General features: G+C 71.4%; 13 protein-coding genes. 4 read left to right on the top strand and 9 right to left on the bottom strand.

Annotation, left to right across the window (positions count from 1 at the left end; genetic code table 11):
* The first annotated feature begins 540 nt into the window (after positions 1–540).
* Entirely contained in the window at positions 541–1161 is a 621-nt protein-coding gene (locus AB8Z36_RS11935; protein ID WP_369213223.1) for a lysophospholipid acyltransferase family protein, read from the top strand.
* Between the two features lie 94 nt (positions 1162–1255).
* On the opposite strand, the gene AB8Z36_RS11930 is transcribed toward AB8Z36_RS11935, so the two are convergent.
* From AB8Z36_RS11930 to argH, 4 genes are all read right to left on the bottom strand, one after another.
* Positions 1256–2797, bottom strand: coding sequence for an MFS transporter (locus AB8Z36_RS11930; RefSeq protein ID WP_369213222.1), 1542 nt, complete (start codon positions 2795–2797; stop codon positions 1256–1258).
* Positions 2794–3345, bottom strand: coding sequence for a TetR/AcrR family transcriptional regulator (locus AB8Z36_RS11925; protein ID WP_369213221.1), 552 nt, complete (start codon positions 3343–3345; stop codon positions 2794–2796). Before AB8Z36_RS11925 ends, AB8Z36_RS11930 begins: the two co-directional genes overlap by 4 nt.
* Positions 3346–3398: 53 nt before the next feature.
* Positions 3399–4373, bottom strand: coding sequence for an aldo/keto reductase (locus tag AB8Z36_RS11920; RefSeq protein ID WP_369213220.1), 975 nt, complete (start codon positions 4371–4373; stop codon positions 3399–3401).
* A gap of 68 nt (positions 4374–4441) precedes the next feature.
* Complete coding sequence (gene argH, locus AB8Z36_RS11915) at positions 4442–5869, bottom strand: argininosuccinate lyase (RefSeq protein ID WP_369213219.1); 1428 nt, start codon at positions 5867–5869, stop codon at positions 4442–4444.
* Positions 5870–6040: 171 nt separating this feature from the next.
* Between argH and AB8Z36_RS11910 the strand changes: the two genes are divergently transcribed.
* Positions 6041–6661 (top strand): pyridoxamine 5'-phosphate oxidase family protein, encoded by a 621-nt coding sequence (locus AB8Z36_RS11910; protein ID WP_369213218.1) that lies wholly within the window; start codon positions 6041–6043, stop codon positions 6659–6661.
* Positions 6662–6718: 57 nt separating this feature from the next.
* Positions 6719–7696, top strand: a complete 978-nt coding sequence (locus AB8Z36_RS11905; protein WP_369213217.1) for a bile acid:sodium symporter family protein — start codon at positions 6719–6721, stop codon at positions 7694–7696.
* Positions 7697–7810: 114 nt separating this feature from the next.
* On the opposite strand, the gene AB8Z36_RS11900 is transcribed toward AB8Z36_RS11905, so the two are convergent.
* Genes AB8Z36_RS11900 through argC form a run of 5 tightly spaced genes read right to left on the bottom strand, consistent with a single transcriptional unit; the run spans position 7811 to position 12668 of the window.
* Positions 7811–8353: an arginine repressor gene (locus tag AB8Z36_RS11900; protein ID WP_062779421.1), complete on the bottom strand. Its 543-nt coding sequence runs from the start codon at positions 8351–8353 to the stop codon at positions 7811–7813.
* A 7-nt stretch (positions 8354–8360) separates the two neighbouring features.
* Positions 8361–9569, bottom strand: coding sequence for an acetylornithine transaminase (locus AB8Z36_RS11895; RefSeq protein WP_369213216.1), 1209 nt, complete (start codon positions 9567–9569; stop codon positions 8361–8363).
* On the bottom strand, positions 9566–10495 hold the full coding sequence (argB, locus tag AB8Z36_RS11890) for an acetylglutamate kinase (RefSeq protein WP_369213215.1): 930 nt from the start codon (positions 10493–10495) through the stop codon (positions 9566–9568). Before argB ends, AB8Z36_RS11895 begins: the two co-directional genes overlap by 4 nt.
* A complete protein-coding gene (gene argJ, locus AB8Z36_RS11885; protein WP_369213214.1) occupies positions 10492–11643 on the bottom strand; it encodes a bifunctional glutamate N-acetyltransferase/amino-acid acetyltransferase ArgJ in 1152 nt (383 codons plus the stop codon). Before argJ ends, argB begins: the two co-directional genes overlap by 4 nt.
* A complete protein-coding gene (gene argC, locus AB8Z36_RS11880; protein ID WP_369213213.1) occupies positions 11640–12668 on the bottom strand; it encodes an N-acetyl-gamma-glutamyl-phosphate reductase in 1029 nt (342 codons plus the stop codon). The genes argJ and argC overlap by 4 nt, the downstream gene beginning before the upstream one ends.
* Positions 12669–13020: 352 nt before the next feature.
* On the opposite strand from argC, the gene AB8Z36_RS11875 reads away from it, so the two are divergent.
* On the top strand, positions 13021–13982 hold a 962-nt coding region (locus AB8Z36_RS11875), incomplete at its 3' end, for a PAS domain S-box protein (RefSeq protein ID WP_369213224.1).

The following is a 13982-nucleotide window of genomic DNA, read 5'->3' as shown; positions in this document are numbered from 1 at the left end:
CCCCAGTACCGCGCGCCGCCCCCGGCTCGTCCCCGGCTGCTGCTGCCCCGACTCCTGCGTCGCCATTGGCGCTCCTCCCGATGTACCGCTGCCTTGCACCTGACAAAGCGGGACCGATCGTAGGTGGCCGGGAGTGACCAGTGGGAGACCCCGGACGGAACGTCAGGATGACGCGGCATGGCGAATGGGCGCACCATGGAGGTGGCGGCCGTACGCGACGTCCGCCACGCAGGGAGAAGTCCGCGCGTGGGAAGTTGTGTGCGTGAGAAGTGTGTGCGTGACAAGGACCACTAGTTCGGGCCACACCCGTCACACGGGGATACCGTCTTCGCGGAGGCCACATTCCTGGGCGGATCTGCGCGAATCCGGGTCAACACTGTGTATCGGGGGCGTGAACCCGATGTGCAATCGGCGGTGACCCGCGAGTATCGTCCTCACCTGCACTTACCCGTCGCTTACTTCGTCGACTTGTTGACCCCGGAGGGTTCGTTGTCCCGTCTAGCGCTCATCAAGGGTGTGCTCGGACCGATCTTGCGCCTGATGTTCCGTCCACGGGTAGAGGGTGCCGAGAACATCCCGGGGACCGGGCCCGTCATTCTGGCCGGAAACCATCTGACCTTCATCGACTCGATGATCCTGCCGCTGGTGACCAGCCGTCCGGTGTACTTCATCGGCAAGGACGAGTACGTCACCGGCAAGGGCTTCAAGGGCCGCCTCATGGCGTGGTTCTTCACGGGCGTCGGCATGATCCCGGTGGACCGCGACGGCGGCCGGGGCGGCGTGGCCGCGCTGATGACCGGGCGGCGCATCCTCGACGACGGCCAGGTGTTCGGCATCTACCCCGAGGGCACGCGCTCCCCCGACGGGCGGCTCTACCGGGGCCGTACGGGCATCGCCCGGCTGACCCTGATGACCGGCGCGCCCGTCGTCCCCTTCGCGATGATCGGCACGGACAAGCTCCAGCCCGGCGGCAAGGGCGTGCCGCGCCCCGGCAAGGTGACGGTCCGTTTCGGCGAGCCCATGGAGTTCTCCCGGTACGACGGCATGGACCGCGACCGCTATGTGCTGCGCGCCGTCACGGACTCCGTGATGACGGAGGTCATGCGGCTTTCCGGGCAGGAGTACGTGGACATGTACGCCACCAAAGCGAAGGCCGCCTAGGGTCTTTCGTTTGGATCGGGCCGGATCAGGGAGCGGGGAACCGCGCGACCGGCCACGGGCGACCCGCGGTCGACGGACCGGCCCCCGCGTGCGCTCAGTGGTCGACGCCGTCCTCCAGTCGCTGGCCCCTGAGCAGGAACCACGCCGCCACCGCCGTGGCAAGCAGGACCGCCGCCCCCACGCCGGAGGCGAGCCGCAGGCCGTCCACGAAGGAGGTCTGGGCCGCGTGCAGGAGTGTCTCCGCCTCGTGCGGCGGCAGACTCCGCGCCGATTCCACGGCCCCGCCCAGTGATTCGTGGGCGGCCGACGCCACGTCGGCCGGTGTGCCCTCGGGGGCGGTGAAGTCGCGGTAGACGCCCGTCACGATGGAGCCGAGCAGGGCGATGCCGAGGGCCGCGCCCAGTTCGTACGCCGTCTCCGAGACCGCGGACGCCGCGCCCGCCTGCTCCTTGGGCACGCTGGAGAGGATCACGTCGGCCGTCACGGTGAACGAGAAGCCCGCGCCGACGCCGACCACCAGCAGCACCGCTCCCAGCAGCGGATATCCGGTCTCCTGGCTCAGCCCCGTGAGCACGGCGAGCGAGAGCCCGATGGCCGCGAGCCCGCCCGCGACCACGATCCGTACGGAGAACCGCCGGGCGACCACGCCCGCGATCAGGCCCGCCACGACCGCCCCCACCGCGGCGGGCAGTTCCGCGAGGCCCGCTTCGAACGGGCGCCTGCCCTGCACGAGTTGCAGGAACTGGGAGAGGAAGAAGACCAGGCCGGAGAGGCCGAGGACGGTCAGCAGGTCGGCGAGGACGGCTCCGCTGAAGCCCCGGTGGCTGAAGAGCCGCATGTCGAGGAGCGGCGCGCTCAGCGTGAGCTGACGGCGCGCGAACCACGTCAGCGCGGCGACGCCGATCACCGCGGCGAGCACGGCGTCCCAGCGCAGGCCGTGTGCCGCCGCCTCCTTGATGGCGTACACGACGCCGATCATGCCGACCAGCGAGAGCAGGACGCTCAGCAGGTCCCAGGGGCCGGGGGCCGGGTTCCTGGACTCGGGGAGCAGTTTGACGCCGACCAGGACGAGCACCGCCATCACCGGCAGGTTGATGAGGAAGACCGAGCCCCACCAGAAGTGTTCGAGCAGGAAGCCGCCGACGACGGGCCCGACGGCCGCGCCCGCCGACGCCATGGCGCCCCAGATGCCGACCGCGAGGCTCCGCTCGCGCGGGTCGTGGAAGATGTTGCGGATCAGCGCGAGGGTGGACGGCATCAGGGTCGCGCCCGCGACGCCGAGCAGCGCACGGGCCAGGATCATCATCTCCGGGCTCGTGGCGTAGGAGTTGAGGACGGACACCGCGCCGAACGCCACCGCGCCGCAGAGCAGCAGCTTCTTCCGGCCGATCCGGTCGCCGAGGCTGCCCATGGAGACGAGCAGGCCCGCGATGACGAAGGAGTAGACGTCACCGATCCACAGGAGCTGGGTGCCGGAGGGCTCCAGGTCCTCGCTGATGTACGGCGTCGCCAGGCCGAGCACGGTGGCGTCGACGGCGACCAGGAGGACGGCGAGGACGAGCACGGCGAGCGCGAGCCAGCGGCCGGGGCCGCGCTCGGCGTCCGGCCCGGCGGTGCTCTCCTTGATGCTGGTCATGAGTCCACTCTCCGCTGCGCGCCGCCGATCAGCAGCTCGGCGATCATGTACGAGAAGTCCTTGGCGGCGACCCGGCCGTCCATCACGGCCCAGGCGCCGGAGCCGATGAGGCCGTACAGCGCCTCCGTGAGCCAGACGGGTGTCAGGTCGATGCGGAACTCCCCGTTCTCCTGGCCGCGCCGGAAGAGGGCGGCCAGCCGGGCGTCGATGCGGGCCCAGCCGTCGTGCTGGGTCTCGCCCTCGAAGAGCTGGTTCTCCGTGTACAGGAAGGCGAGGAGCCCGGCGGCGGGCTCGACCTCGCGCACCAGGCGCCGCAGGGCGTCCCGTGCGCTGCCCTCGTCGAGGGCGGCCCGGTCGAGGGCAGCCTCGCACTCCTGGAGCCCCAGCTCCTCCAGGGCGCGCACGAGCGCGTCGCGGCCCGCGAAGTGGCGGTGCAGGGTGGCCCTGCTGATGCCCGCGGCGCGGGCGACCTCGTCCATGGTGGAGGTGGCTTTGCGGGTGAGCAGGGCGGCGGCACTGCGCAGGACCTGGTCGCGATCGACTGACATGAGACAACCATAGGACATTTGAGACGCTGACGTCTCAGAGCATGCCGCGCACGTCAGTGCCAGGGCAGCTCCGAGCGCCGCCCCCAGTAGGCCCGCGGCTCCTCCGCGAGGCCGCCGAGGCGATCGGCCTGTCCGGGGGTGAGGTCGACGGCGGCGGCGTGCAGGTTGGAGACGAGCTGGGCCGTGGTCGCCGCGCCGGAGAGGACCACACCCGCCCACGGCTCGCGCAGCACCGCGGCGAGCGCCACGGCGTCGCAGCCGTACCCCGTCTCCCCCGCGACCTCGCGCAGCGCGCCGGGGGCGTGCGGGTCGGTCAGCCTGCCGTTGGCCATGCCCTCCTTGACGATGACGGTGAGACCCGCGTCGTGCGCCTCGGCGAGTGCCGGGCCCGCCGAGGTCTCCAGGAGGTTGTACGTGGCCTGGACGGTGCGGAAGAGCGGCTCGCCGTCGACCGTCACGGCGAGGGCGGCGCGGATCGCGGACGCCTGGTCCGGGCCGCTCACGGAGAGGCCGACGGTCACGCCCTCGGCGGCCAGCGCGGCGAGGCGGGCGTGCAGCTCCTTGTCGGCGAGCGCGGGGCTCTCGGGCGTGACGGAGTGGATCTGGTAGAGGTCGAGCCGGTCGCCGAGCAGCTCGGCCGTCTCGGCGCGCTGGCGGTCGTAGGCGGCGGTGGCGTGGTCCTTGACCTCGTGCGGCCCGTCGACGTCGGTGCGCCAGTCGGCCGTGTACGTGTAACCCCACTTGCTGCCGATGACGACGTCATGGATGTCGGGCCTGGCCCGCAGCCAGGCGCCGAGGAACTCCTCCGAACGGCCGTACGAGCGGGCCGCGTCGAGGTACCTGACGCCCGTGGCGTACGCGGCGTCCAGGAGCTCGAAGGTGCGCTCGCACAGGGCCTCGGGGCTGCGCGAGGCGGGCAGGTCCTGTCCGCGGCCCAGCGTGATGTAGCCGGGCCTGCCCACGGCGGCGAGGCCGAGCCCCAGGTGTGCGGTCGGGGTGGTGGCTGCGGCCAGCCGGTCGAAGGGCATCGCGGGCTCCTCGGGTCGTCGTACGGGCGTTCCCGACAACGTACCCGCAGAGCCCGCGGAACCCCCGCTCACCTGCGGGCGTTCGCCCACTCCCGCTGCGCCGCCAGGTCCGCCTTGACCTCGGCGAGCTGGACGGCGACGGCCGAGGGGGCGGTGCCGCCCCGGCCGTCGCGGGAGGCGAGCGCGCCCGGCACGTTCAGGACGGTGCGGACCTCGGGGGCGAGGTGCTCGGAGATCTTCGCGAACTGCTCGTCGGTGAGGTCGTCGAGCTCCTTGCCCTCGGCCTCGGCGGCCTTCACGCACTCGCCCGCGACGTCGTGCGCGACTCGGAAGGGCACGCCCTGCTTGACGAGCCACTCGGCGATGTCCGTGGCGAGCGAGAATCCGGCCGGGGCCAGCTCCGCCATGCGCTCGCGGTGGACGGTGAGCGTGGCCATCATGCCGGTGAAGGCGGGCAGCAGGAGCTGGAGCTGGTCGCAGGAGTCGAAGACCGGCTCCTTGTCCTCCTGGAGGTCGCGGTTGTAGGCGAGCGGCAGCGCCTTGAGCGTGGCCATCAGGCCGGTGAGGTTGCCGATGAGGCGGCCGGACTTGCCGCGCGCCAGCTCGGCGATGTCCGGGTTCTTCTTCTGCGGCATGATCGAGGAGCCGGTGGAGAAGGCGTCGTGCAGGGTGACGAAGGAGAACTCCTTCGTGTTCCAGATGATGATCTCCTCGGCGATCCGGGAGATGTTCACGCCGATCATCGCGGTGATGAAGGTGAACTCGGCGACGAAGTCACGCGAGGCCGTGCCGTCGATGGAGTTGCCCACGCTCCCGTGCTCGAACCCGAGGTCCGCGGCGACCGCCTCCGGGTCGAGCCCCAGGGAGGAACCGGCGAGCGCGCCCGAGCCGTACGGCGAGACGGCCGTACGGGTGTCCCACTGCCGCAGCCGCTCGGCGTCCCGCGCCAGCGGCTGTACGTGGGCCAGCATGTGGTGGGCGAAGAGCACCGGCTGCGCGTGCTGGAGGTGGGTGCGGCCCGGCATGGCGACGTCGGAGTGCGCCTCGGCGAGGCCGATCAGCGCGTCCTGGAGGTCGGCGATGAGGCCGCCGATGATCCGCGCCTGGTCGCGCAGGTACATCCGGAAGAGCGTCGCCACCTGGTCGTTGCGGGATCGTCCGGCGCGCAGCTTGCCGCCGAGGTCGGGGCCGAGCCGCTCCAGGAGGCCGCGCTCCAGGGCGGTGTGGACGTCCTCGTCGGCGATGGTGCCGGTGAACGAGCCGTCGGCGACGTCTCCTTCGAGCTGGTCGAGCCCGGCCAGCATGCGGGTCAGCTCGTCCTCGGTGAGCAGGCCCGCCTTGTGCAGGACGCGCGCGTGGGCACGGGAGCCCGCGATGTCGTACGGCGCGAGGCGCCAGTCGAAGTGGACGGACGCGGACAGCTTCGCCAGGGCCTCGGCGGGACCGTCGGCGAACCGTCCGCCCCAGAGCCGGACGTCACCGCTGTTGCTGCTCACTGCGTGCTCCTTAGAAGCGCGGGGCTCTCACGACGGCCCGATCACCGCCATGCATGAGTATGCAGAGTTCTGCATGATTCGTCAATCGAGCCACGCGCCGCACCCCTTTACCCGTCCAGGCCGTACGAAGTCACGAGACGGACGAAGGATCACGGCGGATAATCCCGGCTCATGGGAAAGACTCACGCACACATAGACGGCAGGCTGCGCACCTTCATCGAGGAGCAGCCGGTGTTCTTCACGGCGACCGCCCCGCTCGCCGACGACGGCACCATCAACCTCTCCCCCAAGGGCCTGAAGGGCTCCTTCGCCGTCATCGACGAACTGACCGTCGCCTACCTCGACTTCGCGGGCAGCAACGCCGAGACCATCGCCCATCTGCGCGAGAACGGCCGCATCACCCTGATGTGGTGCGCCTTCCAGGGACCGCCCAACATCGTCCGGGTGCACGGGCGCGGCGAGCCCGTCTTCCGCGACGACCCCCGCTTCACCCCGCTCCTCGGCCACTTCCCCGGCATCGACCCGGCCCGGCACGGCCTGCGCGCCGTCGTCGTCGTGACGGCCGACCTCATCCGCGACACCTGCGGCTACGCGGTGCCGTTCATGACGTACGACGAGGACCGCGATCTGCACGGCAAGCGGTTCGCGCGCGAGGACGACGCGTCACTCAGCGCCTACTTCACCAAGAAGGAGCACATCGCCCACAGCATCGACGGGCTCCCCGGTCTGCCGCTGCCGCTGCCTCCCGCCCCGGCCGGTCCCGGGACCCCCGCGCCCCTCGATTCCGTGTAACGACCACATACCGAGACGGGGTTGCGCGCGTCCCGGGCGGGGCGTTGCATCGCGCCCGTGCAACCCGAACAGACGCTCACCGATCCCTCCCCCGACGCGGGCTCCGCCGACAGGGCCGCCCGCCGCGCCGTCACGGTCTTCCCCGTCCTCGTCCTGGCCGCGGGCGCCCTCGGCCTCGCCGCGCCCGGGGCCTTCGAGGGCTGGGGCACGAACGTCCCGTACCTGCTCGGCGTCGTGATGTTCTGCATGGGCCTGACCATGACCCCGCTCGACTTCCAGGGCGTGGTCAAGCGCCCCTGGGCCGTGGCGCTCGGCCTTGTCGCGCACTACGTGATCATGCCGGGGCTCGGCTGGCTCATCGCCCACGCCCTCGGCCTCTCGCCGCAGCTGGCGGCGGGCGTGATCCTGGTGGGCTGCGCGCCGAGCGGCACGGCGTCGAACGTGGTGACGTACCTGGCCCGCGGTGACGTGGCGCTCTCCGTCTCGGTGGCCACGGTCTCCACGGTGCTCGCGCCGCTGATCACCCCGCCCCTGACGCTGCTGCTCGCGGGCGAATACCTGCCGGTGGACGCGGGCTCGATGGTCACGGACATCCTCAAGACCGTGCTGCTGCCGGTGATCGCCGGGCTGCTCGTGCGGCTGTTCCTCGGGCGCCGCCTCAGCCGGGTGCTCGGCGCGCTGCCGTGGCTCTCGGCGCTGACCATCGCGGCCATCGTGACGATCGTCGTCGCGGGCAGCGCCGCCGCCATCAAGTCCGCCGCCGTCCTGGTCCTCCTCGCCGTCGTGCTCCACAACGGCCTGGGGCTCGCGCTCGGCTACGGCGCGGGCAAGCTCTCCCGCCTCGGCCCGCCCGCGTCCCGCGCCATGGCCTTCGAGGTCGGCATGCAGAACTCCGGTCTCGCCGCGTCCCTGGCCACGGCCCACTTCAGCCCGCTGGCCGCGCTGCCCGCGGCCGTCTTCTCGGTGTGGCACAACGTCTCGGGAGCCCTGGTCGCCGCCTGGATGTCACACCGGGCCCGGCGCACGCTCCCGTAACGGATGACCGGCCGGTGCGACATCCGGGTGCCGGGCACTTGATCAAGCCCGTCCGGCGTCTGAGGACGAGCCAGGCGCAGCCGGTGAAGGGCGCCGCTGAAGGCCAGGGGCCAGCTATTCGTTCGAGGCCAGCCGCAGCAAGTGGTCCGCGAGCGCCTGGCCCCCGGCCGGTTCCCTGCTGATCAGCATCAGCGTGTCGTCGCCCGCGATCGTCCCGAGGATGTCGTGCAGCTCGGCCTGGTCGATCGCCGAGGCCAGGAACTGGGCGGCGCCCGGCGGAGTGCGCAGGACGACCAGGTTCGCCGAGGCCTCCGCGGAGATCAGCAGCTCCGCCGAGAGCCGCCGCATCCGCTCCTCCTTGGCCGACTCCCCCAGCGGCGCGCGCGGCGTGCGGAAACCGCCCTCGCTGGGCACCGCGTAGATGAGGTCGCCCTCGGCGTTGCGGATCTTCACCGCGTTGAGCTCGTCGAGGTCCCGGGAGAGCGTCGCCTGCGTGACGGTCAGACCGTCGTCCGCGAGGAGCTTCGCGAGCTGGCTCTGGGAACGCACCGGCTGCCGGTTGAGGATGTCCACGATCCGGCGGTGGCGTGCGGTGCGGGTCTGCGGCACGGCGGGACCCGCATGGTCGACGTGCTCGTTGCCTTGCGCCTGGCTCATCGTCGTCTCATTCTCCGGATCGTCCGTCCCCGTCGGCCGCCTCGGCGGCCTTGTCCAGTACGCCGGGCAGCGCCCGGAGGAACGCGTCCACCTCGTCGTCGCGCACGTTCAGCGGCGGCATCAGCCGTACGACATCGGGGGCGGGCACGTTCACCAGGAAGCCGGCGTCCTGAGCCGCCTGCTGCACCTGTGGCGCGAGCGGCTCGGTGAGCACGATACCCAGCAGCAGGCCCGCGCCCCTGACGTGGTGCACGAGCGGGTGTCCCGCCGACTCGATTCCGACCCGCAGTTTCTCCCCGGCCCGCTTGGTGTTGTCGAGCAGGCCCTCGGCGGCGATGGTGTCGACGACGGCGAGCCCCGCGGCGCACGCGACGGGGTTGCCGCCGAACGTCGTGCCGTGGTGACCGGGCCTGAACAGCTCGGCGGCGGCGCCGAACGCCACGGTCGCGCCGAGCGGCAGACCACCGCCGAGCCCCTTCGCGAGTGTGACGACGTCGGGCTCGACGCCCTCGTGCGCCAGGTGCTCGAACCAGTGGCCGGTCCGGCCGATTCCGGTCTGCACCTCGTCCAGGACGAGGAGCGTCCCGGTGGCCCTGGTGATCTCCCTGGCCGCCTTGAGATAGCCCGCGGGCGGCACCACGACGCCCCGCTCGCCCTGGATCGGCTCGACGATCACGAACGCGGTGTCCGTGGTCACCGCCGCGCGCAGCGCGTCCACGTCGCCGAACGGGACATGGGTGACATCCCCGGGCAGCGGCACGAACGGCTGCTGCTTGCCGGGCTGGCCGGTGAGGGCGAGCGCGCCCATGGTCCGGCCGTGGAAGGCGCCCTCGGTCGCGACCATGTGCGGACGCCCCGTCAGACGCCCCAGCTTGAAGGCGCCTTCGTTGGCCTCGGCCCCGGAGTTGCAGAAGTACACGCGCCCTTCGCGGCCGAAGAGCTGGAGCAGCCGTTCGGCGAGCGCGACGGGCGGCTCGGCGACGAAGAGGTTGGAGACATGGCCGAGGGCACCGACCTGGGTGCTCACGGCCTCGACGACGGCCGGATGGGCGTGGCCGAGCGCGTTGACGGCGATGCCGCCGACGAAGTCGGCGTACTCCTTGCCGTCGGCGTCCCACAGCCTGCTGCCCTCGCCGCGCACGAGGGGCAGCCTCGGCGTGCCGTAGTTGTCCATGAGCGCGCCCTGCCAGCGCGTGGTCAGCTCCTGGTTGCTCATGACTCCCCTGCCCTGCCGTGGTGTTCGCCGGTCTCGTCGATCCGGTCGGGCACGACCATGGTGCCGATGCCCTCGTCGGTGAAGATCTCAAGGAGGATCGAGTGCTGGACGCGCCCGTCGATGACGCGGGCGGTGTGCACGCCGTTGCGGACGGCGTGCAGACAGCCCTCCATCTTGGGGACCATGCCGCTGGCCAGCTCGGGCAGGAGCTTCTCCAGCTCCAGGGCGGTGAGCCTGCTGATGACCTCGTCGCTGTGGGGCCAGTCCTCGTAGAGGCCCTCGACGTCGGTCAGGACCATCAGGGTCTCGGCACCAAGCGCCGCAGCGAGTGCCGCAGCCGCCGTATCAGCATTGACGTTGTAGACATGTCCGTCATCCTCGGATCGGGCGATCGAGGAGACGACCGGGATACGGCCGTCGGCGAGCAGCGCCTCGATGGCGCCCGTGTCGATCTCGGTGATCTCGCCGACCCGGCCGATGTCGACCAGTTCGCCCTCGATGCGCGGCTGGTGCTTGGTGGCGGTGATGGTGTGCGCGTCCTCGCCGGTGAGTCCGACGGCGAGCGGTCCGTGCTCGTTGAGCAGGCCGACCAGTTCGCGCTGCACCTGTCCGGCGAGCACCATGCGTACGACGTCCATGGCGTCCTCGGTGGTGACCCGGAGGCCCGCCTTGAACTCGCTGACGATGCCGTGCCGGTCCAGCGCCTTGCTGATCTGCGGACCGCCGCCGTGCACGACCACGGGCTTGAGGCCCGCGTGGTGCAGGAAGACCACGTCCTGGGCGAAGGCGGCCTTCAGCTCCTCGTCGACCATGGCGTTGCCGCCGAACTTGATGACGACCGTCTTGCCGTGGTGCCGGGTCAGCCAGGGCAGCGCCTCGATGAGGATCTGGGCCTTGGGCAGCGCGGTGTGCTTGCGTGCGCTCATGAGCTGTACGCGCTGTTCTCGTGGACGTAGTCGGCGGTGAGGTCGTTGGTCCAGATCGTCGCGGTCTCGGCGCCCGCGGCGAGGTCGGCGGTGATGACGACCTCGCGGTAGCGCATGTCGACCAGATCGCGGTCCTCGCCCACGGAACCGTCTCTGCAGACCCAGACGCCGTTGATGGCGACGTTGAGCCGGTCGGGGTCGAAGGCGGCGGACGTGGTGCCGATCGCGGAGAGCACCCGGCCCCAGTTGGGGTCCTCGCCGTGCAGGGCGCACTTGAGGAGGTTGTTGCGGGCGATGGAGCGGCCCACCTCGACGGCGTCGGCCTCGCTCGCGGCGTTCACCACCTCGACCTTGATGTCCTTGCTGGCACCCTCGGCGTCCCCGATGAGCTGGCGTCCCAGGTCGGCGCAGACCTCGCGGACGGCGTCGGCGAACTCGGCGTACTCCGGGGCGGTCCCGGCTGCGCCGGAGGCGAGCAGCAGGACGGTGTCGTTGGTGGACATGCAGCCGTCGGAGTCGACCCGGTCGAAGGTGACGCGGGTGGCGTCGCGCAGCGCCCGGTCGAGGACCGGGGCCGCCAGGTCGGCGTCGGTGGTGAGGACGACCAGCATGGTGGCGAGGCCGGGGGCGAGCATGCCCGCGCCCTTGGCCATGCCGCCGACCGTCCAGCCGTCCTTGGTCACCACGGACGTCTTGTGCACGCTGTCGGTGGTCTTGATGGCGATGGCGGCCTTCTCACCGCCGTGCGCGGAGAGTTCGGCGGCGGCCTTCTCGATGCCCGGCAGGAGCCTGTCCATGGGGAGGGTGACGCCGATGAGGCCCGTCGAGGCGACGGCGATCTCGCCCGCGTTCAGGGAGAGGACATCGGCGGCCTTCTCGGCGGTGGCGTGGGTGTCCTGGAAGCCCCGCGGGCCCGTACAGGCGTTGGCGCCGCCGGAGTTGAGGACGACGGCGGAGACGAGGCCGCCCTTGAGCACCTGCTCCGACCAGAGGACCGGGGCGGCCTTGACGCGGTTGGCGGTGAACACGCCTGCGGCGGCCTGGCGGGGCCCGGTGTTGACCACGAGGGCCAGGTCGGGGTTGCCGTTCTCCTTGATGCCGGCGGCGATGCCCGCCGCCGTGAATCCCTTGGCTGCCGTCACACTCACGGCGCGACTCCGATCGTAGTGAGCCCGGTGGCCTCGTCGAGGCCGAGGGCGATGTTCATGCTCTGCAGGGCGCCGCCCGCGGTGCCCTTGGTGAGGTTGTCGATGGCGCTGATCACGATCACGCGTCCCGCGCTCCCGTCGTACGCGACCTGGACCTGCACGGCGTTCGAGCCGTACACGGCGGCGGTCGCGGGCCACTGCCCCTCGGGCAGCAGGCGGACGAACGGCTCGTCGGCGAACGCCTTCTCATAGGCGGCCCGCACGCTCTCGGCGGTGACGCCGGGCCTGGCCTTCGCGCTGCACGTGGCGAGGATGCCGCGCGGCATCGGGGCCAGCGTCGGCGTGAAGGACACGGAGACGGGGGCGCCCGCCGCCGCGCTCAGGTTCTGGATCATCTCGGGGGTGTGCCGGTGGCCGCCGCCCACTCCGTAGGGGGACATGTTCCCCATCACCTCGGAGCCGAGGAGGTGCGGCTTGGCGGCCTTGCCCGCGCCCGAGGTGCCGGAGGAGGCGACGATCACCGCGTCGTGCTCGACGAGGCCGGCGGCGTAGGCCGGGAAGAGGGCGAGCGAGACGGCGGTGGGGTAGCAGCCGGGCACGGCGACGCGCTTGGTGCCCGCCAGGGCCGTGCGGCAGCCCGGCAGCTCGGGGAGGCCGTAGGGCCAGGTGCCCGCGTGGGGGCTGCCGTAGAACCTCTCCCAGTCGCCCGCGTCCTTCAGCCGGAAGTCGGCGCCCATGTCGACGACCAGGACGTCGGGGCCGAGCTGCTCGGCGACGGCGGCGGACTGCCCGTGGGGCAGGGCGAGGAAGACGACGTCGTGGCCCGCGAGGACCTCGGGGGTGGTCGGCTCGAGGACGCGGTCGGCGAGCGGGAACAGGTGCGGCTGGAGGGCGCCCAGGCGCTGCCCCGCGTTCGAGTTGCCGGTGAGGGCGCCGATCTCCACCTCGGGGTGGACGAGGAGCAGCCGCAGCAGCTCGCCGCCCGCGTACCCACTCGCCCCTGCCACTGCTGCGCGTACCGCCATGGAACCCTCCTCTTGGATGGCATGACTATACGCATAGCCGCAGTTTTATGCAATTGAGGTCCGGCGTCCGGTCGCGATCGAACACGCGCGCCCAGTAATCGCTAGACATCATAAGAACTGCGACGTCAAGCGGGCCATGGGCGGCGCGAAGGGTTCATCTCCCGGGGGGTCGGCAGTCCCAATGTGGCAAACCCTCTGTCCATACCTTGCATAAAGCGACAACTGTGCCGCCGTAACGACGAATTACCCGCAGATCCGCGATGTTGGCAGCCGATGTGCTGGAGTGTCCGTCATGCCGCCCGGGTGGGCAGGAGGCACGCGAAGCGAGGCACCGATGATGTCTTTGGAAACTGTGCGGGGCACCGAGAGCCGGCAGGAGCCCTTCAGAGAGCTGGTCGAGTCCTCCCAGGACGCCATCCTCGTGAAGACCCTGGACGGCGAGATCACCTTCTGGAACGCGGCCGCACAGCGCCTGTACGGCTACACCCCGGCCCAGGCCGTCGGCCGCCACGTCGGCATGCTCGTACCCCCCGACCTCAGGGACGAGGAAGCCCACCTCCTCACCCAGATCGCCCGCGGCGTCCGCATCGAGCACTACGAGACCCGCCGCACCACCAGCGACGGACGCGTCCTCGACGTCGACGTCACCCTCTGGCCCATCCGCTCCCGCGACGGCTCCATCATCGCGGCCTGCTCGATCATGCGGGACATGACCGAGCGCAAGCGGGCGGAGGCGGAGCTCGTCGAGCTGTACGCGCAGCAGCGGCAGATCTCGCTCGCCCTGCATCTGATGGGCTCGGCCAAGCGCATCCCGGGCGCGCGCACCGCCAGCCGGTATCTGCCGTCCACCCAGGGACAGGGCGTCGGCGGCGACTGGCTCGACCTGATCGATCTGGGGGCCGGGCGCGTCGGGGTCTTCATCGGCGACGTGATGGGGCGCGGCCTGGACGCGGCCGTGGTGATGGGCCAGCTCCGCTCGGCGGGCCGCGCCCTGGCCCTCGCCGGTCTCCCGGCGTGCGAGCTGATGCAGACGCTGGACGCGTTCACGCGCGACCTGCCCGAGCCGTTCGTCACCTGCCTCTATCTGGAGGCCGATCCGACCCAGGGCGAGCTCACCGTGTGCTCGGCCGGTCATCTGCCGGTGCTGCTCGTCGAGCCGGACGCCAAGGTCCGCGAGCTGCCGGTGCCGACGGGGCTGCCGCCCACCCCGAGCACCGACATCGACCTCCAGCTCGATCTGCTGACCAGCGCTCTTGAGGGCGTCTTCGACTCCGCGGAGGATCTGGAGACGGCCGCGGACCGCGTCCTGCACAC

This window comes from Streptomyces flavofungini (genome assembly GCF_041028215.1).
GTDB classification, from domain to species: domain Bacteria; phylum Actinomycetota; class Actinomycetes; order Streptomycetales; family Streptomycetaceae; genus Streptomyces; species Streptomyces flavofungini_B.
Note: the sequence above shows the minus strand (reverse complement) of the source record. Positions and strands in the feature narration are given on the sequence as shown.

Excerpts from the sequence above, each read along its gene's own strand:
- AB8Z36_RS11935 (WP_369213223.1), top strand. The coding sequence starts at position 541 with ATGTTCCGTCCACGGGTAGAGGGTGCCGAGAACATCCCGGGGACCGGG.
- AB8Z36_RS11910 (WP_369213218.1), top strand. The coding sequence starts at position 6,041 with ATGGGAAAGACTCACGCACACATAGACGGCAGGCTGCGCACCTTCATC.
- argC (WP_369213213.1), bottom strand. The coding sequence starts at position 12,668 with ATGGCGGTACGCGCAGCAGTGGCAGGGGCGAGTGGGTACGCGGGCGGC.
- AB8Z36_RS11930 (WP_369213222.1), bottom strand. The coding sequence starts at position 2,797 with ATGACCAGCATCAAGGAGAGCACCGCCGGGCCGGACGCCGAGCGCGGC.
- AB8Z36_RS11925 (WP_369213221.1), bottom strand. The coding sequence starts at position 3,345 with ATGTCAGTCGATCGCGACCAGGTCCTGCGCAGTGCCGCCGCCCTGCTC.
- AB8Z36_RS11920 (WP_369213220.1), bottom strand. The coding sequence starts at position 4,373 with ATGCCCTTCGACCGGCTGGCCGCAGCCACCACCCCGACCGCACACCTG.
- AB8Z36_RS11895 (WP_369213216.1), bottom strand. The coding sequence starts at position 9,569 with ATGAGCAACCAGGAGCTGACCACGCGCTGGCAGGGCGCGCTCATGGAC.
- AB8Z36_RS11900 (WP_062779421.1), bottom strand. The coding sequence starts at position 8,353 with ATGAGCCAGGCGCAAGGCAACGAGCACGTCGACCATGCGGGTCCCGCC.
- argB (WP_369213215.1), bottom strand. The coding sequence starts at position 10,495 with ATGAGCGCACGCAAGCACACCGCGCTGCCCAAGGCCCAGATCCTCATC.